Raw genomic sequence first — 20,030 nt, 5'->3', positions numbered from 1 at the left:
TTCCTTTGTACAGGATGACGATTCTTACGAATCGTATGAGCTTCGCTTTGCGAAGCTGGTCCCACATCTCAAAGTCGAGATGTGGGACCCGTTTCTGTGGCCGAAGGGGCGGGCTGTGTAGGAGATGCGATGGTTCATTCGGGATTCTTCGCTTCGCTCAGAATGACCAGCTTCGATGTTTGTGGCTTTTAGGCTTTGCTGCGTTTACTTGCGGGGAGTAGTGGTTCGAGGTAGCGGAGAACTGCGTCGTGCATTGCCTGTTGAAGGCGTGGCCGTGTGGCGCGTGTGGCTGTGGTGAGTTCATCGAGGATGCCGCGGAAGATGAGTAGCGCGACCTGACCGTGGTGGGTGCGTTCGGCGCGTGAGAGGTTGGGTTGTGCGCGGTGCAGGCGCTCTGCGATGAAGTCTACGAAGACCTGGCCTAGCTGGTGTTTTTCGTGGCGTGCGTCATCGGAGAGTGGTGCGTTGAGGACCAGCGTGTGGAACTCCGGCTTCTCGCGGTTGTAGCGCATGCAGAGGTCGAGCAGGGCGTGGATGGCTTCGTGGAAGTCTAAGGAAAATTCCGGGTCGAGTGCGCGTTCTGCGTCGGCCATTTCGCGCGCGTATGACGCAGTGAGCGCGCTGGCGATGGCGTCTTTATTGGGAAAGAACTGATAGAGCGTGGCGGGGGACACGCCTGCTTCCGCAGCGATGGCGTTGGTGGTGGTCTCGTGATAACCAAGGCGTGCGAAGACGGTGGCGGCTGCATGTAGCAGTTCCTGCTGACGTTGTTCGCCGCGTGCGTTTCGTTTCCGGTTGGGGTCAAAGACTGCCACGTTGTGATTTTCGCAGAATTTACAAACATAAGTAAAAACTTGCATCCATTTCCAGAATACAAGTATCTACTTGCATAGGAGGTGAGCGGATATGTTCACGGTGATGGGAATTACGGGCAGGGTTGGCGGAGCGGTTGCGGAGAACCTGTTGGCAGCGGGTAAGAAGGTGCGCGGTGTTGTTCGCAACGTGGAAAAGGCGAAGGCGTGGGCTGAGAAGGGTGTGGAGTTGGTGGAGTCTGCGTATGACGACGCGCAGGGATTAGCGAAGGCATTTGCAGGTGCCGAGGGCGTGTTTGCGATGATTCCGCCGGACTTTGCGCCTGATCCTGCGTTGCCAGATCAGAAGCGCACGATTGCTGCGATTCGTGCGGGGCTGGAGATAGCGAAGCCTGGTAAGGCTGTGTTTCTTTCTTCGATTGGTTCAGAACAGCCGAGTGGTTTGGGATTGATTACGTCGACGTACCTGATGGAAGAGGCGACGCGGACGCTATCGATCCCAGTGGCGTTTCTGCGCGCGGGCAGCTTCATGGAGAACTGGATGGGTGCACTGGATCACATTCGTGCGACGGGCGAGATGCCGTTCTTTTATGCGCCTCTGGATCGCAAGTATCCGTTGGTGGCGACGCGTGACATTGGGCTGGCCGGTGCGCAGGTGTTGCAGGAGAGCTGGAGTGGAGAGCGCGTGCTGGAGGTGGATGGACCGAAGGGTGGAACGGATCTGTACGAGGTGGCCGCTGCGTTCGGCAAGGCGCTGGGGCGCGATGTGAAGGCTGTGCAATTGCCTGAGGCCGCATGGCAGGGTGTGCTGGTGGCGATGGGTACGCCTGCGGATCGGACGGGACTTTATATCGAGATGGTGAAGAGTTTTAACTCAGGCTGGATTCACTTTGGAAATCCTGACACTGAGAAGTTCTATGGGCCGACTACGATTGAGGCGTTTGCGTACGGGATTAAGTAGTGGGCGGTCTTCGACCGCCTGAGCTTCGCGTTGTGAAGCTGGTCCCACATCTCAGAATCGAGATGTGGGGCACCCGTTTCTACGGCTGAAGTGTGTTTGCAGTTGTGCTGCTGCGATGGTTCGTCGGGATTCTTCGCTTCGCTCAGAATGACAGACCGGGTGCCTTGTGGATTAGCGCGGCTTCACTGCGGGTGGAGTCGCGTTAGCTGCGGGCGTTGGTGTGATGAGCGTCGTGGGGTCGGAGATGGCGGCTGCTGCGCTCATCTTGACCTTGGCTATGTCTGCTGCGGTGACTCGGGCGCCTGCGGTTGGTGTTTGCGAGAGGACGTAACCTGCCGGGGCCATTGGGACTGGCGGTGGCGCGGGGATGCTGGGGTCGGTCGAAGCGGGGGGCGCGGGGATTGGGACGATGGCGTAGACGCGGAGTTCGATCTCGCGCATTTTTGCGGAGGCAGCGGAGTAGCTCATGCCGACGAGGTTGGGCATGACCCATGCCTTGGGTTGCGCGGTGTAGGGCTCGGTGAGCAGGAGGCTGACTTCGGGTTTGTCGACGCCTTCAGCGTTGGCCGGCGGGGTTTGCGCGAGAACGGTGTCGGACAGGCCGGGTGAGGGAATGTGGGCCATCGCTCCGGGGTCGAGCGAGGCGCGGCGGATGGCCATGCCTGCGTCGTGCTCGTTCATGCCGACGGTGTCAGGGATGGTGGCGCGTTGGGGGCCGAGGCTCTCGGTGATCCGCATGTGCCAGCCCTTACGTACGTTGGCGCCTGCGGCGGGGGATTGTGAGAGGACGCGTCCAGCGGGGACGGTGGTGGAGTAGAAGCGGTTCTCCACGGTGAGATTGAGTTTGCGATTGTTGGAGGCGTTTGCAGCTTCTTCGAGCGTCATGCCGGTGAGACTGGGCGTTTCTACTTCGCCGGTGTGGATGGCGAGGCGCATGGTGATGAGCGCGGAGAACAGGGCCACGGTGGACATGGCGAGGACGGTGGTGCCGATGCGGAAGGCGCGGGCGGCACCAGCGGAGAGTTCGCCTGAGTTGTCGTGGTAGCGGATGCGAATCTTCACTGTGGGTATCTTAGTACTTCGTACCGTTCTCGAGTACTTCGTAACCGTTCTCGACGCTACGCGGTACTTCGTACTGTTCTCGACGCTACGCGTGGACGAACTGCGTTCGTATGAGCTTCGCGTTGCGAAGCCTGGTCCTGCGTCTCAAACGCGAGCTATCGGTCGTTGTCCGTGGCTGGTTCGGGGTGGATGAGGAGGCGGTCGACCTCAGGGCGCTCGCGGAGGAAGGCGGCTTCCATCTGCGTGATGACGCGGTGGACGATGCCCATGGGCAGGTCGTCGTCCATGGAGCAGTGGCAGCTCATCTGGAGGTGGTCGCCGCTGCGGAGGGTGACGATGTTGTGGACATCGAGGACCTCAGGGAAGCCTTCGGCGGCGCGGCGTACGGCGTCTTCCAGATCGCGGTCGTGCTGCAGGCGGACCGCGGGTTCGATGGTGCTTTCTTCGGACTCGATGTGCGTGATGACGGAACGGATTTCGGGAACTTCCTGCTTCATTTCCGACTCGACTCGGGTGACGGTGTCGTGTGCGTCGCGTAGTGGCATGTGCTCGGGAAGTTCGAGGTGGAGTTCGACGGCGAGGCCGCCTTCGACATCCTGCACGGAGACGTCGTGGATGGAGAGGTTGTTGCGCAGGGCGACAGCGCGGACGCGGTCGAAGACGCTTTCGCTGCGGCCCGCGTAGGGGATGGTGCGGATCACGACGTCGGTGCCGGGCATGGTTTGTTGCACGGCTTCGGTGGCGGCTGCGACGATCTGTTGCGAGCGCTGGAGTGTGGTATTGCGACGGATGCCGATGGCGACGTCGGCGAAGTAACGCGTGCCGGCGCGGCGCATGCGGAGGTCGTTGACGGAGGCGACGCCTTCGACGTGACGGATGGCGTCGACGAGTTGCTTGCGCATCTCCGGGGTGGTGGCGTCGAGCAGGGCATCGACCGTTTCGCGCGCGAGTGTATACGTGACTTTGAGGATGATGAGCGAGACGATCAGGGCGGCGATGGGGTCAGCGAGTTCCAGCGCGGGGATGCCGAGACGTTTGCCGAGGAATGCGGCAAGCAGGCCGATGAGGACCGCGGTGCTTGACCAAATGTCGGTGCCGAAGTGCAGGGCTTCCGCTTCGAGTGCCTGGGAGTGGGCTTCTTTCGCGACTTTGGCGAGGGCGCGAGAGCGCGTGTAGTCGACCGCGATGGAGAGCAGGAGGACGACGACGGGCCAGATGGAGGTCTGCAGGTCGAGGCTTTGGCCGTGGGCGTAGCGCAGGATGCGGTGGACTGCCTCGTAGATGATCCAGATGGACGAGGCGAGCATGAAGCCGGTTTCGATGAAGGCGGAGAGGCTTTCCACGCGGCCGTGGCCGTAGGTGTGGTCCTCGTCGGCGGGGCGGTCGGAGAGGCGAAGGCTGAAGAGTGTGAGGCAGGAGGCGACGAGGTCGATGGCGGAGTGGGCTGCCTCGCTGAGCATGCCGAGTGAGCCGGTGGATAGGCCGGTGATGATCTTGAGCAGCGTGATGCCGCTGGCGGCGAGGACGCTGCGCAGAGCCGTGTTGCGCTTCAGCTCTGAGGTCTCGGCCAGGCTTGGCTCCACTTCGGGATTGGTCTGGCCGGGACGCATGGAGTATCAGTGTACTTCGTACCGTTCTCGAGTACTTCGTACTGCTCTCGACGCTGCGCGTGGACGAACTTCGTTCGTATGAGCTTCGCGTTGCGAAGCTGGCCCCACGTCTCAGAAGCGAGACTTGGGCACCCTCCATGAGGTTTTCACCATGCTTCGGTCTGACACTGCTTTGTTCGTCTATCGCTGTTTGTGATGGACGGTGTGCGGCTTTGGTTTTGCGGTTCGAGTGCTGGCGGTGGTTCGCTTGGCCGTTGTCGACTTTGCCGGTTTTGCTGCGGGCTTTGCTGCTGCGGCGGCGTGTGTTGGTTTCGCGGACTTTGCGGTTTTGGCCGGGGCTTTGCCGTGGCGGATGCCGCGGAGTTTCGCGTTGGCGGCGCGGAGTTCTTCGGCGGAGAGTTCACGCTCGGGATCGTTCGTGTCCTCTGGGACTGGCGGCAGGCCGACCATGGCGAGGAGCATGTCGTTTGCTTCGCGGAACATGTTGCCGGCGGGGCGTCGTCCCTCGGTGCGGGCGAAGAAGATGCCTGTGTGGCGCGCGGGGTTGAGTGCGATGTAGGTCTGGAAGCCAGCGCCGCCGCCGGTCTTCTGAACGATGCGCGAGGGACCGTAGTCCTTGTTGATTTCGATCCAGCCGAGACCGAGGCCGTCGGGCAGGCCAGCGTGGCCAAGGCCCTGGATGCTGTGGAGATTGGCGGGGTCAATGACGGTTTGCGTGGCGAGTTCGTTGGCGTGGATGGGGACGCCGGGCAGGTTGAGGAAGTAGCGCAGCACCTTCGCCATGTCGTTGGCGGTGGAGTACATGCCTCCGGAGCCTGCTGCGGCCTGCGTGTCGGTGCATTCAATGGGTTCGTGCATGCCTCCCATCAGGCGGGCGCATTCGTCCGGCGTGGGGGTGAGGGTGGTGTCTTTCAGGCCCAGCGGCTGCGCTGTCTGCTGCTGGAAGAACTGGAGGTAGCTCATGCCGCTGGCGGAGGCGACAGCATCACCCAGAAGGTCAAAGCCGATGTTGGAGTAATGCGCAGCGGTGCCGGGCTGCGAACGCATGCGGTACTGCGGCAGCCACTGCCAGCGGTAGTCGTAGTCGGGGAAGGTGAAGTGGGCCGCGCCCTGCGGTGGGTATGCAATTTCGCGCGGCATGCCTGCAGTGTGTGTGGCGAGATCGACCAGTTCCACCGGTCGATCGGCGGGTCCGCGCGCTGTCATGGTGGGTACAGTCACGTTCTGCGGTGCGTATTTTTGCAGCGGGTCGTCGAGGGAGACCTTCTTCATGGCGACGAGCTTCGAGAGCAGGTCCGTCGCAAGAATCTTGGAGATGGAGCAGAGGCGGAAGAGCGTGTCGGCCTGCGGCGTGTCGTGATTTGCGGGGGAGACATGGCCGTAGCCTGCCATCCATGTTTCATCGCCACGGACGACAACGGCGATCATGCCGGTGGATGCAGTGCGCTGAAAGATGCGATAGGCGTAGTCGTTCGCGATGTCGATGGGAGGGCCGAGTGGTTCCGGCTTGGGCTTCTTCTGCGCCTTGGCTACGGCTGCGGCCTGCGCTTTCTTCTGCTTCTCTTCCTGATGGCGAAAGTATTTGCAGCCCTGAAGTGAGCTGGTGACGGCGACAAGGGCAAGGCAGAGGGAGGCAGAACGGCGACGCGACAACAGAACTCCAGAAAGATTGGACTGATTTCAGGCTAACGGATGGGATGCGGTGGGAAACGGGGCGTTGGAGGATGTGGGGAATCTGGTGGGGAACACCTTGTTGATTGCATAAAGACGAAGCCCCGTCTGTTGGACTCAGACGGGGCTCGCAAAGTTAGAAGAACAAGTTAGAAGCGGAGACCGACGGTGACCGGGATGTAGCCGGTGTGACGACGGTTGAAGGGGAAGAACGGATCCTGTGCTGCGCCTTCATCCTTGATGGGAACCCAGTGGTAGCGTGCGTCTACGAAGAGGCGTTCGCTGGAGAACTCGCTGAGCTTGTAAGTGAGACCGAAGCCGACGTTCCAGCCGAAGGCGTTGGCGCTGTACGAGTCGAAGTTGTACGTGGTGTAGAAGGTCTGGCAGTAGTAGTAATTGCAACCCGTTTGCGCGGTGGGCAGCGTGAAGTTGGTGCTCTTGCGATACCAGCCGCCGCCACCTGTGACGTAAGCGCCCACCTTGCTGCGTGGGTCCGAGAAGTTGACGATGGGGTTCACGGTCAACGAAAGTACGTGCGCATTGGCATCGAAACCGGCGAGATCATTCGGGCCGTAGCCGTACTGCGCGATGTAGTTAAGTACGTTGTTGTACTCGTAATTGATGGCTCCGCCGGTGACGCCCATGCGGTCATAGTGGAACTCACCGAGGACACCGAACATGCGGTTGAAGTTCCAGCCGCCACCAAAAGCAACTGTCCAGCTGGGGGTGTAGTACTTTGCCGTGTTGCCGGTGGGGACTGTCATGCCTGCGCCCGCCATGAAGGCGATCTTGGTGGAACCGTCAGAGTTGTGCAGGTGGTCCTGATAGCGCGAGCGACCGTACGAACGGCGTCCCGGAGGCGGCTGCGTCCCGGTGTCGAAATGCAGCGAACCGGCGGGATCTGCGGCAGCAATGGCGTCGTCAGAACTGCTGCTGATGCCGGAAGGCTGGTAGTGAAAGTCGTCGGAAGAGACGCTGACCGCGCTGGGATTGAAGAGTGGTACTGCCGCCAGAGGCTTGGGGGAATCCGGCGTGGATGGGCTTGCGGCCAAGGCGGTTGGAGCAAGCGAAATCGCTGAAAAAGCCACCGCCGCAGCACAGAGGCCATGAATGTAAAAAGATCGTCTCATAGGGATCACTGAACTCCTGTAAGTAAAGCCGTGCGTATGGCAGAAACACGCTTGTTTCGATTTAGTTGTGGGATGCTCTGTGCGCCATTTTGGCTTGCTGCGAATTAGACGTTTGGGGAAGAGAGAATCCCACGGTCTTTTAGGCCTGGATTTGCTTTGCGCATTCTTCGCTCAAAATGAGCGATGCCCAGGTGATTTGCACCTGGGCGTAGGGGAGTCGCTTAATTGAGGAAGTAGGTGGTGTAGAGGGTGTCGCGCTGAACTGGTTTGAAGCCTGCTCCGCGGATGATGCGGCGGAGTTCTTCTTCCGTGGTGCAGTTGGCGGTGCCTGCTGCCTTGACCACGTTTTCTTCCAGCATCACGGAACCAACGTCGTTGCCGCCGAAGCGGAGGCCCATCTGCAGCACCTTCAGACCCTGCGTGACCCACGAGCTTTGCACATTGTGGATGTTGTCCAGGTACATGCGGCTAATGGCGAGGGTCTTCAGATATTCGACGCTCGTAGCTTCGTCCCATCCGCGACCGCCGAGAGCGGTGTTGTGCGGCTGGAAGCTCCACGGGATAAATGCGGTGAAGCCGCCGGTTTCTTCCTGAAGCTGGCGTACCACTTCGAAGTGGTTCACGCGCTGCTCCATGGTTTCACCCACACCGAACATCATGGTGGCGGTGGTGCGCATGCCAAGTTCATGTGCGGTGCGATGGACGCTAACCCAATCTTCCGTGCGGCACTTGAGGCGCGCGATGCGCTTGCGGACGTCGTCGTCGAGAATTTCAGCGCCACCGCCGGGGATGGACTGCAGGCCAGCATCGCGCAGACGCATGATGGTGTCGCGCAGGCTGATTTCGCTGTACTCCGCAATGGCGAGGATTTCGCTGGCGGAGAGGCAGTGCAGCCAGATGTTGGGGAAGCGCGTCTTGATGCCGGTGAAAAGCTTCTCAAACCAGTCGATCTTCAGGTCGGGGTGAATGCCGCCCTGCATCAGCACGCCGGTGCCGCCCATCTCTTCGGTTTCGCGAATCTTGTCGTAGATCGTGTCGAAGTCGAGGATGTAACCTTCGCTGGCGAGTTTGCCCTTCAACGGGCGGTAGAACGCGCAGAAGGTGCAGTATTCCGTGCAGAAATTGGTGTAGTTTATGTTGCGGTCGATGATGTAGCTGACCACACCTTCGGGATGCAGGCGGCGGCGCACTGCGTCGGCTTCCATGCCGATGCCGATAAGGTCGTCTGAAGCGAAGCAGTCAAGGGCCTGTTGCCGCGTGATTCCCATGCTTTTTAGTTTACCGCTTGCTCACAGAGCTTGCAGGGAAGAGTGTGGCCCAGCATGGACTGGCGGCCTTCTTCGGTTTGTGTCCAGGGTCGGGATTGCCAGGGAGGGTCGTGGCGGACGTGTTGCGTGTGGCCGCAGGCGAGGTCGGCGATCCAGTGGCCTTCTTCATCCTGATGGAAGCCGTTGATGGGCTGTTGGATCATGCGTGATGGGTTACGAGCAGAACCAGAAGCACGATGCAGATGAGAAGAAGCACGCCTGTGAGGATGAGCAGCGTGCGCAGTGAACCAGCCATTGAGGCGATCTTCTGCTCCGAGGCGGCGATGCGTGTGGATTGCTCTTCCGTGATGGTGCGCAGGCGCGCTACGTCGGATGAGAGATGGCCGAGGCGTTCGGCGTTGGCGGCTAGGGCGTCGGATAGCTCGGCGTTATGCGATGTGATGTCGCCGCGCACCTGCGTGGTGAATTGATCGAAGGAGGCTCGCATCTCTTCGCGTGCGTTGCCGCGTGAGTTGACGAAGACTTCGAGCATGGGAACGCCGCGCACCAACAATGGCAGCGCCTTCTGCAGCAGCGGAATGATGTCGAGCCAGCCCATGTTTGCCTTAGATGGCGCGAATGTGGAGTCCGGTACGCGCTTTGTCGCGATTGGCTATCCAGAAATTGATTGCAGAGAGAATGACGATGGCGGCGATGATGCTCTGTGACCAGACGCAGTAGATGCACCACTTCTCAATGACGAATTTTTCGAGATAGGTGAGGATCAGCGCGCAGAAGCAGCCGATCTGCGCGGCTTCAAAGGTGAGGAAGTCGCGGCCAAGGAGCGCGAGGATGGCGATCAGAACGTAGCCGATGATGCCGATGGTGGCGACGGGGATATGGCCCTTGCTGTTGGGGTCTTCATCGAAGCCGCGTGCGGGGAAGACGGCGAAGCGCGAGTGGTTGACGGTGCCGCAGTCCCACTGCTCTGTGACGGCGCACGGTGGCGCGGCGTTGGGGTCCATATTGTGGACGCGCAGGGCAAGGATGGAGACGACCGTTCCGGCAACGGCAAGCAGGGCAATCAACACGCGAAGAAGACGCATACGCGTTTGACTCTATTCGGAGCAATACGGTGCGGGCAAGGTGCTTCGTACTGTTCTGGAGGCTTCGCGTGGTCGAGCGTCGCTCGAATGGAGCGGCTTTGTGGCTATGAAAGGGCTTCGACAACGGCCCATTGCATGGCTTCGCGTGGGGCCGTTTCGCCGGTCCATAAGGTGAACTGGCGGACGCCCTGTTCCACGAACATCTCTACGCCGGGGATGACATACAAACCGTTGTGCTGCGCGAGTTGCAGCAGCGGTGTTTCGATCGGGTTGTAGACGAGGTCGAAGAAGACTTTGCCGCGCATCTCATCTGAGGATATGGGCGCTTCCATGGCCTGATTCTTCATGCCGTAGGGCGTGCTGTTGATGATGGCGTCGAAGGTGTGTGCGGTGAGGTCTTCGCGACGGATGGCGTGGACGCCAGCCTCGGCTGCGAGTGCTTCTGCGCGGGCGTGTGTGCGGTTCAGCAGGTAGACGTGTGCGCCTGCATCGCGGAGACCGAAGACAGCCGCGCGTGCTGCTCCACCTGCGCCGAGGATGAGGACTTTTGCGCCTTCGAGGGGCAGTACACGTTGCAATGGACCAACAATGCCGGGGACGTCGGTGTTGTATCCAGCGAAGCCTTCGGCGGTCTTCACGAGAGTGTTGCTGGTCTGCATCTGCTGCACTGCGCTATCGCTGACGGCGAGGTGCGGCAGGATGGTTTCTTTCAATGGCATGGTGATGCTGAGGCCGCGGATGTTGAGGCGATCGACCACTGCGAGGAGTTCTGCAGGGATGTCGGTTTCGAGCGGGATGTACACCGCGTCGCGCTTTGCCGTACGGAATGCGGTGTTGTGCATGCGCGGCGAGAGCGAGCCGGTGATGGGCAGACCTGCTACTGCGTAGATTGCGGTCTGGGCTGTGATGGACTCTACGCGGTAGAGGTCCTGCAGCGTGGAGATGCTGACCTGGCCAGGCGCGGTGCCTGCGTTGCCTTCTGGTGATGCGAAGGTGAAGAGTGAGCCGAAGCGTGGGCCCAGGACGCGTGTGAGTGTGCCGCGGAAGCCCATGCTCATGGCGATGAGTCGGCCATCGGAGCCATGGGTTTCGAGCAGGTCGATGAGTTGCAGAGCTTCGGAGATCGTGGTCGCGGTGGGGACGATCTTGCGGAAGTCTGGCGCGAAGGGCGCCATGCGACCGAGTTCCGGTGCGAGCGCGGGAGTGCCCTGGAAGTCGTGCCAGGAGAGGATGACGGCGGCGCCTTTGGAGCGGAGTGTGTCGAGCGCGGCGGTGCCGAGTTCTTCGGCGGTTTCGGTCTCGATGTCGACGAGCTGGCAGCCTGCTGCTGCGGCTTCTGCGAGGATTTCGGTTTGCTGCTGCGCGGTGCCCTGGAAGCCTCCGCCGTAGGGCTGGCGGCGGCAGGTGGCGACAGCCGTCACTTCAGGATGTTCAGCGAGGAACTGGCGGAGTTGTGGCAGTTGCGCTGCGGGGTCGGGCACGGAATCGAGACGGAACTCGAGGAAACGGCAGTCCGGAAGCGTTTGTTCGGCGAGCGAGAACATTTCCGGGCTGGAGACAGCGACGCAGATGCGTCCGGCGCGTTGGTGCAGGGATTCCGGTGTGATGACGTGCGCAGGCATTTCTAAGCCATGGTACCGGGAGCGGCGGGGCGCGGGTTTCCTTTATACTCGGTCGATAGCAAAGTTGATCGGAGCGGTGTAATGGCTAAGGGCGTAAATAAGGTAATTCTGCTGGGAAATGTAGGCAAAGACCCGGAGATGCGGGCGACCCAGGGCGGCACCGTTGTGGCAAACTTCACGCTGGCTACGGCCGATCGTCAGAAGGACCAGACCGGCAACTGGGTGGATAAAACCGAGTGGCACAACCTGATTGCGTTTGGCCGCACGGCAGAGATTGTTCGCGACTACGTGAAAAAGGGGTCGCAGCTCTACATTGAGGGCAAGATCCAGACGCGTTCGTGGGACGACAAGGAAAGCGGTCAGAAGAAGTACCGCACCGAGATCATTGTGAATGACATGTCGCTGCTGGGTGGACGCAGCGGTGGTGAAGGCGGCGGCGGTGGCCAGTATTCCGGTGGCCGCAGCAGCGGTGGCTATAGCCAGGCTGGTGGCGGGAACTATGGCAATACCGCCAGCTTCGATCAGCGCACGCCCCAGAATGACTTTGCCAACGAAGGCATTACGGACGACGATATCCCGTTCTAAGTGCGGTGCGTCAGTTTGCGAGATAGCGGGGCCTTCGGGCTCCGCTTTCTGCTTTGTGGAAATGAATCGTCGTAGACTGTTTTCACCATGGTGGACGAACAGACCTTTCGACATGATTCCGATGCGGCTCTCGAACAGCTCAAGCAACGCCTGATTGATGGCGAGGACCTGGGTGGCTACGAGACGGAAGAGAACAACGGTGTGCTGAACGTGGTGTTCGACGCACCGAAGGCGAAGTTTGTCTTCACGCCGAACACGCCGGTGCGGCAGATCTGGATTTCCGCGCTCTCGACCAGCTTCAAGCTGGATTGGGCGGACGGAAAGTTTGTGTTGCCGAAGACCGGCGAGGATCTGGATACGCTGACGGAGCGCCTGATCAAAGAGCACACGGACGACGACACGTTCGAGCTGTAATTCTTCTTAGAACGCAAAATGCGCGAAGTTCCTTTTGAGCCATGGAACTCCGCGCCCGTGTGTTTTGAGAAGCTACTTTGACATGCCGATGGAGGCCATCATGCGGCCGGTGAAGCCGTCTTCCGCGCGATGCGAGAAGAAGCGGCCGGTGTCGGCTGCGGTGTCTTCTTCGAGTACGCTGATGTTCTTTTCCTGCAGGCCTGCGTCCATGAGCTGGCGGCGGTTGGCTTCCCACAAATTGAGGTGAAGCAGGGGGCCGAGGGGTGAGTGGCCTGGTGCGCGCGCGGTGAGGAAGAGGTTCGGGTACTTCTCGCGGATGGGGCCGAGGTCGTAGACGTCTTTGAAGAGCGTGTCGACGTAGGCGAATTGCGAGGAGAACTCGTAGCGGATGTCTTCGCTGACGGAGTAGCTGCTGGGGCCGATGGATGGGCCGATGGCGGCGATGAGGTCTGCGGGGTCGCTGCCGTACTGGCGGCGCATGGTGCCGATGCCGCGTTCGACGATGCGTGCGAGGGTGCCTCGCCAGCCCGCGTGGAATGCGCCGATGGCGCGACGCTTGGGGTCGAAGACAAGGACGGGAACGCAGTCTGCGATTTGCACCGTGAGCAGCACGCCGGGGACGTCTGTGAGCATGGCGTCGGCCTTGTGCTGCGCGGGTGCGAGGAAGTCGCCGGTCGCTTCCGTTGACGACGCGATGGTGCGCACGATGGGCGAGTGAATCTGGTGGAGCATGCCGAAGCTGTGGAAGCGACTGGCCTTGATGCTCTTGAGGTAGCGCGTGCGGTTGGTGCGGACGTCTTCCGGCTCGTCATGCGCGGTAAAGCCGAGGTTCAGGTCGCCGAGGATCTTGGGCAGATGTGGGCGATAGACGCGGGTGACGCCGCCGGTGCGCGTTGAGAAGCCGTGTACGAGCGATTCAGCGGCACTGAGGTTTTCTGCGAAGAGTGGCTTGGGGTTTTCCTTGGGAGTGACGGCGGCTTTTTGGGCGAGGTCTGCCTTTTTACCCACGAGACGGCGTGCGCCTTCGTTCCATGTGTTGCGGCGTGTGGCGCGGGTGCCGTGGGTGAGGCCGATGGCTCCCAGAATGTCATCGACGACGGCGATGGCTTCGGGGGATTCCAGGTACTCGGCGGTAGGCTTCTTCGTTGCTGCGGGTTTCTTACGTGCTGCGGTCACTGCTTGATTTTACTAGTCAGTGCGGCTGCGGTCGCCGAACCATTTGGCGACGCCGAGCAGCAGGAAGAAAGTGCCTGTTGGGATGCAGCCGAGGGCAATGATGAGGACGAGCCAGCCGAAGTTGTTTTTGGGCCCGTGGACGGTCATGCCGCCGCTGATCCATACTCCGAGCGCGCAGAGAATGCCGACGCTTTCAATGATGGTGGAGACGCGGAGAATGGCGCGGGTGTCTGGGCGGGTGCGGCCTTTGGTTGCAGGAGTACTCATCCGTGAACGACCGCCTGAATGACAGCGACCAGAACGCCGGTGACCGAAACGTAGAGCCAGATGGGGAAGGTCCAGCGCGCAAGTTTCTTATGCTGCGGGAAGCGCTGCGTGAGTGACAGGAAGAACGTGATCAGGATCATGGGCAGTGCGACGACGCTGAGCACGATGTGCGAAAGCAGCATGGGCCAGTAGGTGTTCCAGAGCAGGCCGGTGTGCGCGATTGGAAGGCGATATTCACCGTGCAGCGCGTGGTTCAGGATGTAGCTGACCAGGAACAGCGTGGAGAAGATAAACGCAGTAAACATGGCGGCGCGGTGCTGCTTGATTTTGCGCTGCTTCACATACGCAAAGCCGATGACCAGAGCGATGGCGCTGAGGCCATTGAAGACTGCGTTCAGTGATGGCAGGAAGAGCAGCTTCGTGTGGTTGGTGTCGGCGGGGGCGTGATAGTAGACCAGCCAGAAGAGGAAGAGGCTTGCCACGGCGGAGACGCCAAGGATGGCCGCAATGATGGACGGCGGCGTCTTGATGCGTTCCTGCTCGGGAATGGTTTGAGTGTTGGCAGTCATGGAGCCTCGGTTAGAAGAAGATGCGGCCCTGCGCGTCGAGCATCATGGCGGCCAGCAGAAGAGGAAGGTAGATGACGCTGATTTTGAGCAGGTCACGAGCGATCTTGCGGGATTCTGCGGCTGGCAGATCGCGCGTGATGCGAACGAACTTCAGCGTGTACCAGAGGTAGACAATACCGAGCACGATGGCGATGATGCCGTAGATCCAGCCAGCGGTGCCAAGGTAAACAGGCCACAGGCTAACCGGGATCATGACGACCGCGTAAAACAGCGCCTGTGCGGCGGTGGCTACGCCACTGGGCTTTGCGACGGCGGTGACTTGAATGCCCGCCTTGGCGTAATCGACGCGATAGAGCCAGCCGATGGCTTCAAAGTGGGGGAACTGCCACACGAACAGGATGGCGAAGAGTGCGACGGCGGGCCACTCGATGAATCCACGAGCGGCGGTCCAGCCGATGAGCGGAGGCAGCGCGCCGGGGAATGCGCCGACGAAGGTGGCGATCATGCTGATGCGCTTCAACGGCGTGTAGATGGCGACGTAGCTGATGGCCGTGAGCAGCGTGAGCATGCTGGTGATGAGGTTGGTGGTGACCGCAAGAAATGCTGAGCCCAGCACGATGCACAGCAAGCCCAGGATGAGGCCGTGCGCGTACGAGATGCGCTGTGCCGCCATGGGGCGGCTGGCGGTCCGCGGCATCATGGCATCGGTGCGACGTTCAATGACCTGGTTGAGCGTGCCGGAACCGGCGGTGACCACGGCCATGCCGATCATCGCTTCGAGAAATTGCGGATTGAAAGGGCTAATGCCGGAACGCAGGCAGCCGAGGTAGAAACCAGCCGCGGCGGTGATCATCACCATGAGGGTGACGCGCGGCTTCACCAATTCCTTGTAGTCGGCGAAGAGGGTGCTGCGACGAGCACTCTGCGTGGCCGATATGGATGCTGCGGTGACCATTTGGGTTCCACTGATAAGGATATCGCAGTGGTGGCCAGCGACTGCCGCTAATCGGTACTTCGTACGGTTCTCGACGCTTCGCGTGGTCGCGCGTTGCGCGAATCCGGGACGCTCTTTGTGGCTAATCCAGTACGGAGAGGCGGTTGGGGTCTTCGTGTTGGACGAGATATTCGTTTGCGAAGACGACGACCACTGCCGCGCTGGGTACTGCGACAAGTGCTCCAGGGATGCCGCTGATGGCGGTGCCGATGAGCAAGGCAATGAGTACGGTGACGCCCATCAGGTCGACGCTGGACTTCATGATCCTGGGTGTCAGGAAGGCGTTTTCAAGTTGGGTGTAAATGCCGTAGGCAAGGATTACGAGACCGGCCTTGGTGAACGAGTCCGCGGCGGCAATCAGAGCGACCAGAAGGATGGTTACGAGGTTGCCAGCGACGGGAATGATGTTGGTGAGGCCCATCAAGACGGCCAGCAGAAGGAAATAACGGACGTTCAGAACGCGGAAGACGACAACGCTATAGATGGCCACCAGCAGCATCAGCAGCAACTGGCCGATGAGCCAGCGTGAAACCCGTTCCTCAGCAACTTGAAGGGTGTTCGCCAATCGAATACGCGATTTGGGCACGACGAGGGAGAGGAAGTATTCGTAGACCTCAGAGCCTTCGAGGATGAAATAGACGCAGAGGATGGTGGTGGTGAGGATGTCGAGGAGATGTTCGGCCCACTGTGGCAGGGAACTGAATACGTAGCCCGCAAACGCCTCCATGGTGGAGGCAAGGCGGTCATTCAAGTGGGTGAGGCCGATCTTGTCGGCCATGGGAATCCGCTGCAAGCGAGCCATCAGCGCTGGGAGACGTCCGGGAGCGTCCGTCAGGAAGTTGCGGAAATCATTCAGAACCGGCGGCAGGCCAAACCAGAAGAGAAGAAACAGGCCTAACCCAATTCCGACTACGAGAGTGGCTACGGCGAGTGGTTTGGGCATGGTGCGCCCGCGAAACTGGAGATGGCTGATCTTCATCACCACCGGGTTCAGAACGACGGCCAACAGGCCCGAGACATAGACAATGCCCAGGACGTGGCGGATCTTCCAGAACAGTCCAAGCATCACCAGCAGACAGATGGTGAAGACGATATGTCGGCGCGTCTCGCGGAAGTCGCGGGAGGGGAAGCCGGTATCTGCATCGGCCCGCTGGATGTCGGCGGACTGTGGCGCGGGCTGAAGCTGATCGGTCAGAGGTGGTCTCCGGAGTTTATAAATGCACTGCTTCCCGTCTGATGCAGGGTATCCCTCTGGCGTTGATTGACGTTTACAGCAACTGCGCGCGGATAGCGGCTACCGTTTGTTCGATTGACAGGTTTTCTGTGACGATGCGGTGCGACGAGCAGCGGATGTAATGCGGGATGCGGCGCTGGAAGCGTTTTGCGGCAGCGTCGGGGTCCTGAAGATTCGGACGGACGGCGGCACCTTCCTGGAGCACGCAACGGTCGAAGAGGACGGCGAAAGGGGCGTCGAGGAAGACAACGGTGGTGTTGGGTGTCTGCTCCAGCAGAAGGCGGTTCGTAACCTCTTCGGGGGCGCCTCCGCCAAGGGCGATGACAGTGTTGCGAGCACCCAGGCTGCGGGCGATGGCGGCGGATTCCCGGCGTCGGAATTCGGCCTCGCCGTGTGTGGCGAAGATTTCCTCGATGGTGTTTCCGGCGTGGCGTTCGATCACTGCGTCGACATCGAGGAAGTCCCAGCCGAGATCAGCGGCGAGGAGGCGACCTACGGTGCTCTTACCTGCGCCCATGAAGCCGGTAAGGACGACACGTTCGGTAAGCAGGGTGGCGGGGGGTGGGATCACGGCGGATTCGGCTACGAGCGTTGTCATGATGGTCTCAGGTTTGTGTCTGGTTGTGTTTCGGAAAAGCGAAAGCCGCGACCTTTGTGGGTCGCGGCTCAGGAGGATCGAGATTGGTCTTAGGTGTTTCTTAGTGTTTCAAGACCGCAGAATCCGCCAGGGCCGCGCCTGTAAAGCAGTAGCGGTACCAAAAGGAAGCGGGCTGGGTAAACTGCGTCATCTCTGGTGAGGAGCATACACCCGGGGCAGATGACGGGCAAGCGATTTGTGGAATTTCGCTTGTGGCAAAGAAAACGGCGTCCCCGGTTGGGACGCCGCTGTTGTCGTATCTGAAATGGGTTTACTGGATGCTGTCTTTCGACGAGATCTCTCGCTCAATTTTGCCCCAGAGATCAGAAGATGGGCCTTCGCCTTCTGGTTCCAGCAGCATACGTGCGGTTTCAGCGATGTACTCAAGATCGCGGACCAGTTCAGCGGCCTGCGGACAGTCCCGCAGGATTGCCGCGAAACGCGGGTCGGCGCTCAGCTTACCGCCTTCTGCGCGTTCAAAGAGTTCGGGGAGAGCTTTTTCGAACTCCTCGCAGGTCCAGCGCTTTTCATCATGCTCCGGCATTATTTCGACTCCTGCACCAAGGCGGCATGTTCATTCTGCCGCAGAATTTCCCGCAGTTTTAGCCGCGCTTTGTGAAGCTGCGACTTGCTGTTGCCGGTTGAGCATTCGAGCATCTCGGCAATCTCGTTGTGTTCGTATCCCTCAACGTCATGGAGCACGAAGACCAGGCGGTATCCCGGCGGCAGCGTGGCCACGGCGCGTTCCAGGGCGACACGATCAACGGACCCGGACAGCCGCGGATCGCGCGAACCGAAGTCACGCTTGGGCGCGTCCTCTTCTGAGGGGTTGATGGTCTCTTCCAGGGAGACGAGTTGAAGACCTTTCTTGCGGAGATGCATCAGCACCAGGTTCACCGTAAGACGGTGCAGCCAGGTGGAGAATGCGCTTTCGCCGCGGAAAGAGCCGAGTTTACGGTAGAGGTGCAGGAAAGCCTCCTGCGTCATGTCCTCTGCCTCAGAAACATTGCCCAGCATTCGCAGGCATAAGGTGTACACACGCCGCTTGTGCAGCGCATACAACTTTGAGAAAGCATCCGGGTCGCCGTTTTTTGCGCGCTCCAGAGCGTCTGCCTCACCAGCGATGGGGGGATTCCGCTTGAAGTGCCCGGCGACCGGGGTCGTATTGTTTTGTGTCATTCCGTAGCCCTGAACTTCCATTGCAACCCCGGTCTGGCACCACCAGTATGGTGAGCCGTCGTTCCTGGAAAGACCTGCAGGCTGTACTCCACCATACAGGACGGCATCACTGCCAAAGATTTGCACTGATTACGATGCGCAAGATTAGTGGATTACTTTCGTGGGATGAAGGTTGTACGGCGAACAGAACTATCGATTACTGACCTGAGGAAAAGCAGGGCAGACGAAATGCCGAAGAATTGGGATGCCATATTTGACACGCTGTGAAGGCGCGGGAGGATGAGGTATGACGCTACGGAATCGTTTTCTTGTTTGCGCGACGATGGTGGCAGCTTGCGTTCTGCTGGCGCAGCGATCGGGTGCGTCTCCTGTGCCGGAAGAACGCCTGGTTCGCATTGCGGAACTCACGATTGATGCGGACCATTTGGACGGGTATCGGACTGCGCTGACGGAGGAGATCAGCACGTCGCTGCGCGTCGAGCCGGGAGTGCTTTCTTTGTTGGCAGTGGCAGTGAAAGGGCATCCCAACCAGATCCGGATTCTGGAGATTTACCGGGATGAAGGGGCGTATCAGGCGCACCTGCTGACACCGCATTTCAAGAAATACAAGAGCGCGACGGCGAACATGGTGAAGTCGCTGACGCTGATTGAGACGGATCCGATCCTGTTGGGGACGAAGTAGGTTTAACTGCCGATGAAGCGGGCGTAGAGAGCGCGCGCTCTCGGGACTTCGCTGGTTCCCTGGATCACGGTGCGGCCATCGGCGAAGACGCTGAGGGTGTATTCGCCGTGTTGAAAGCGCAGCATCATGCTGTTGAATCGCACGTTGCCGAGCGGGCCAAGACGCTGGGCCAGTGATGCGAAGTCCACGGGACGATGGTGTTCGTGAATCTGTACGGAGTTGCGGCCGCAGAGTGTGATGTGTGGACGACCTTCGCCTGCGAGATGACGGAAATTGTGTTGGCCGCAGACCTCGCACGTGGAACGTGGCTTGCCTGCCTGGACCTCAGAGCGTTCCCCAGTCCAGAGATCGAATGACAGGAGTGTGCGTCGCAAGGCAGAGGGTTGATCCGTGAGGAGCTTGAGCGTCTCCGTTACCTGCAGCGATGCTGTGAAGTTTACTGCGGTATTGAGGATGCCTGCGGTGTCGCAGGTTTCCACGGTGCCTCCCGGTGGCTCAGGGAAGATGCAGGCGAGGCAGGCTGTGCGGAAATCGCCAGTGGGGACGATGTTCATCGTCGCTGCATAGGAGCCGATCGCGGCTGCGTAGATCCACGGTGTTCCGGTTTGCACGGCGAAGTCGTTGATCAGATAACGCGTTTCGAAGTTGTCCGTGGCATCGAGGATGACATCCGCGTCTGCCAATAACGTGGCGGCGTTGGCAGGTGTCAGGTCCGCGATGTGGGCGTGGACCGTTACATCAGCATTAATGTCAGCGATGCGGCGTCGGGCTGCTTCGGCTTTTGGAAGAGCCTCGGCTGCGTCGGCTTCCGTGAACAGCATCTGCCGCTGCAAGTTCGAGGGTTCCACGAAGTCGCGATCGATGATGGTGAGTGTGCCGACGCCGGCGCGGGCAAGCAATCCCGCAGAGGCTGCCCCGGTGGCTCCGCAACCGACCAGAACGACATGGGATGCTGCGAGCTTTTTCTGCCCTTCGACGCCGATGGCAGGGAAGAGGCGCTGGCGTGAATAGCGATCGTCTGATGAAAATTCTTCACTGGAAACTACGGTCACGCTGAAGCAACTCCTTGCTA

Annotated in this window: 23 protein-coding genes; 4 read left to right on the top strand and 19 right to left on the bottom strand. The window is 60.2% G+C overall.

Translation table 11 applies throughout. The features are described 5' to 3' along the window. Positions 1 to 188: 188 nt before the first annotated feature. Positions 189 to 815 (bottom strand): TetR/AcrR family transcriptional regulator, encoded by a 627-nt coding sequence (locus tag M504_RS15125; protein ID WP_047495297.1) that lies wholly within the window; start codon positions 813 to 815, stop codon positions 189 to 191. Positions 816 to 906: 91 nt separating this feature from the next. Between M504_RS15125 and M504_RS15120 the strand changes: the two genes are divergently transcribed. Next, positions 907 to 1,773, top strand: a complete 867-nt coding sequence (locus M504_RS15120; protein WP_047495296.1) for an NmrA family NAD(P)-binding protein — start codon at positions 907 to 909, stop codon at positions 1,771 to 1,773. A 171-nt stretch (positions 1,774 to 1,944) separates the two neighbouring features. Here M504_RS15120 and M504_RS15115 read toward each other — a convergent pair whose 3' ends face one another. The 9 genes from M504_RS15115 to aroE form a co-directional block, all read right to left on the bottom strand. Then, positions 1,945 to 2,835 (bottom strand): PASTA domain-containing protein, encoded by an 891-nt coding sequence (locus tag M504_RS15115; RefSeq protein ID WP_047496563.1) that lies wholly within the window; start codon positions 2,833 to 2,835, stop codon positions 1,945 to 1,947. A gap of 155 nt (positions 2,836 to 2,990) precedes the next feature. Next, positions 2,991 to 4,445, bottom strand: coding sequence for a cation-efflux pump (locus M504_RS15110; protein WP_052200888.1), 1,455 nt, complete (start codon positions 4,443 to 4,445; stop codon positions 2,991 to 2,993). 180 nt (positions 4,446 to 4,625) lie between these two features. Continuing rightward, positions 4,626 to 6,098: a D-alanyl-D-alanine-carboxypeptidase/endopeptidase AmpH gene (ampH, locus tag M504_RS15105; RefSeq protein ID WP_052200887.1), complete on the bottom strand. Its 1,473-nt coding sequence runs from the start codon at positions 6,096 to 6,098 to the stop codon at positions 4,626 to 4,628. 167 nt (positions 6,099 to 6,265) lie between these two features. After that, positions 6,266 to 7,246: an outer membrane beta-barrel protein gene (locus tag M504_RS15100; protein ID WP_047495292.1), complete on the bottom strand. Its 981-nt coding sequence runs from the start codon at positions 7,244 to 7,246 to the stop codon at positions 6,266 to 6,268. 221 nt (positions 7,247 to 7,467) lie between these two features. Further along, the gene (mqnC, locus tag M504_RS15095; protein ID WP_047495287.1) at positions 7,468 to 8,514 is read right to left on the bottom strand and encodes a cyclic dehypoxanthinyl futalosine synthase; all 1,047 of its coding nucleotides are present in this window, start codon (positions 8,512 to 8,514) and stop codon (positions 7,468 to 7,470) included. Positions 8,515 to 8,519: 5 nt separating this feature from the next. Continuing rightward, entirely contained in the window at positions 8,520 to 8,666 is a 147-nt protein-coding gene (locus tag M504_RS21850) for a DUF3565 domain-containing protein (protein WP_232296350.1), read from the bottom strand. Between the two features lie 47 nt (positions 8,667 to 8,713). Then, positions 8,714 to 9,112, bottom strand: coding sequence for a hypothetical protein (locus M504_RS15090; RefSeq protein WP_047495283.1), 399 nt, complete (start codon positions 9,110 to 9,112; stop codon positions 8,714 to 8,716). Positions 9,113 to 9,119: 7 nt separating this feature from the next. Then, positions 9,120 to 9,599 carry a vitamin K epoxide reductase family protein gene (locus M504_RS15085; protein ID WP_047495280.1) on the bottom strand — a complete coding sequence of 160 codons (480 nt, stop codon included), beginning with the start codon at positions 9,597 to 9,599 and terminating at the stop codon, positions 9,120 to 9,122. Positions 9,600 to 9,703: 104 nt separating this feature from the next. Continuing rightward, positions 9,704 to 11,221 carry a shikimate dehydrogenase gene (gene aroE / locus M504_RS15080; RefSeq protein WP_047495277.1) on the bottom strand — a complete coding sequence of 506 codons (1,518 nt, stop codon included), beginning with the start codon at positions 11,219 to 11,221 and terminating at the stop codon, positions 9,704 to 9,706. A gap of 81 nt (positions 11,222 to 11,302) precedes the next feature. Here aroE and M504_RS15075 point away from each other — a divergent pair, with 81 nt between their 5' ends. Both M504_RS15075 and cyaY read left to right on the top strand, forming a co-directional pair. Then, positions 11,303 to 11,806 carry a single-stranded DNA-binding protein gene (locus tag M504_RS15075; RefSeq protein WP_047495274.1) on the top strand — a complete coding sequence of 168 codons (504 nt, stop codon included), beginning with the start codon at positions 11,303 to 11,305 and terminating at the stop codon, positions 11,804 to 11,806. An 87-nt stretch (positions 11,807 to 11,893) separates the two neighbouring features. Then, positions 11,894 to 12,220, top strand: coding sequence for an iron donor protein CyaY (cyaY, locus tag M504_RS15070; protein WP_047495271.1), 327 nt, complete (start codon positions 11,894 to 11,896; stop codon positions 12,218 to 12,220). Between the two features lie 72 nt (positions 12,221 to 12,292). On the opposite strand, the gene pgeF is transcribed toward cyaY, so the two are convergent. The 8 genes from pgeF to M504_RS15030 form a co-directional block, all read right to left on the bottom strand. Then, a complete protein-coding gene (pgeF, locus tag M504_RS15065; RefSeq protein ID WP_232296313.1) occupies positions 12,293 to 13,396 on the bottom strand; it encodes a peptidoglycan editing factor PgeF in 1,104 nt (367 codons plus the stop codon). 12 nt (positions 13,397 to 13,408) lie between these two features. Further along, positions 13,409 to 13,663: a hypothetical protein gene (locus M504_RS15060; RefSeq protein WP_047495268.1), complete on the bottom strand. Its 255-nt coding sequence runs from the start codon at positions 13,661 to 13,663 to the stop codon at positions 13,409 to 13,411. Beyond that, the gene (locus tag M504_RS15055; RefSeq protein ID WP_047495265.1) at positions 13,660 to 14,232 is read right to left on the bottom strand and encodes a DUF420 domain-containing protein; all 573 of its coding nucleotides are present in this window, start codon (positions 14,230 to 14,232) and stop codon (positions 13,660 to 13,662) included. The genes M504_RS15060 and M504_RS15055 overlap by 4 nt, the downstream gene beginning before the upstream one ends. A gap of 10 nt (positions 14,233 to 14,242) precedes the next feature. After that, entirely contained in the window at positions 14,243 to 15,187 is a 945-nt protein-coding gene (cyoE, locus tag M504_RS15050; RefSeq protein ID WP_047495263.1) for a heme o synthase, read from the bottom strand. A 121-nt stretch (positions 15,188 to 15,308) separates the two neighbouring features. Beyond that, positions 15,309 to 16,421, bottom strand: coding sequence for an AI-2E family transporter (locus M504_RS15045; protein ID WP_369792916.1), 1,113 nt, complete (start codon positions 16,419 to 16,421; stop codon positions 15,309 to 15,311). A gap of 73 nt (positions 16,422 to 16,494) precedes the next feature. After that, positions 16,495 to 17,058 carry a shikimate kinase gene (locus M504_RS15040; protein ID WP_052200886.1) on the bottom strand — a complete coding sequence of 188 codons (564 nt, stop codon included), beginning with the start codon at positions 17,056 to 17,058 and terminating at the stop codon, positions 16,495 to 16,497. A gap of 310 nt (positions 17,059 to 17,368) precedes the next feature. Then, positions 17,369 to 17,641 carry a hypothetical protein gene (locus M504_RS15035; RefSeq protein WP_047495257.1) on the bottom strand — a complete coding sequence of 91 codons (273 nt, stop codon included), beginning with the start codon at positions 17,639 to 17,641 and terminating at the stop codon, positions 17,369 to 17,371. Continuing rightward, positions 17,641 to 18,297, bottom strand: coding sequence for an RNA polymerase sigma factor (locus tag M504_RS15030; protein ID WP_047495254.1), 657 nt, complete (start codon positions 18,295 to 18,297; stop codon positions 17,641 to 17,643). The genes M504_RS15035 and M504_RS15030 overlap by 1 nt, the downstream gene beginning before the upstream one ends. Before the next feature lie 265 nt (positions 18,298 to 18,562). On the opposite strand from M504_RS15030, the gene M504_RS15025 reads away from it, so the two are divergent. Next, a complete protein-coding gene (locus tag M504_RS15025; RefSeq protein ID WP_047495251.1) occupies positions 18,563 to 18,958 on the top strand; it encodes a putative quinol monooxygenase in 396 nt (131 codons plus the stop codon). 2 nt (positions 18,959 to 18,960) lie between these two features. Here the strand turns inward: M504_RS15025 and M504_RS15020 are convergent, their stop codons facing one another. Further along, positions 18,961 to 20,010 (bottom strand): ThiF family adenylyltransferase, encoded by a 1,050-nt coding sequence (locus M504_RS15020; protein ID WP_047495248.1) that lies wholly within the window; start codon positions 20,008 to 20,010, stop codon positions 18,961 to 18,963. Between the last annotated feature and the right edge of the window lie 20 nt (positions 20,011 to 20,030).

The organism is Terriglobus sp. TAA 43, assembly GCF_000800015.1.
Taxonomy (GTDB): Bacteria; Acidobacteriota; Terriglobia; order Terriglobales; family Acidobacteriaceae; genus Terriglobus.
This window is presented reverse-complemented; position numbering and strand designations above follow the sequence as displayed.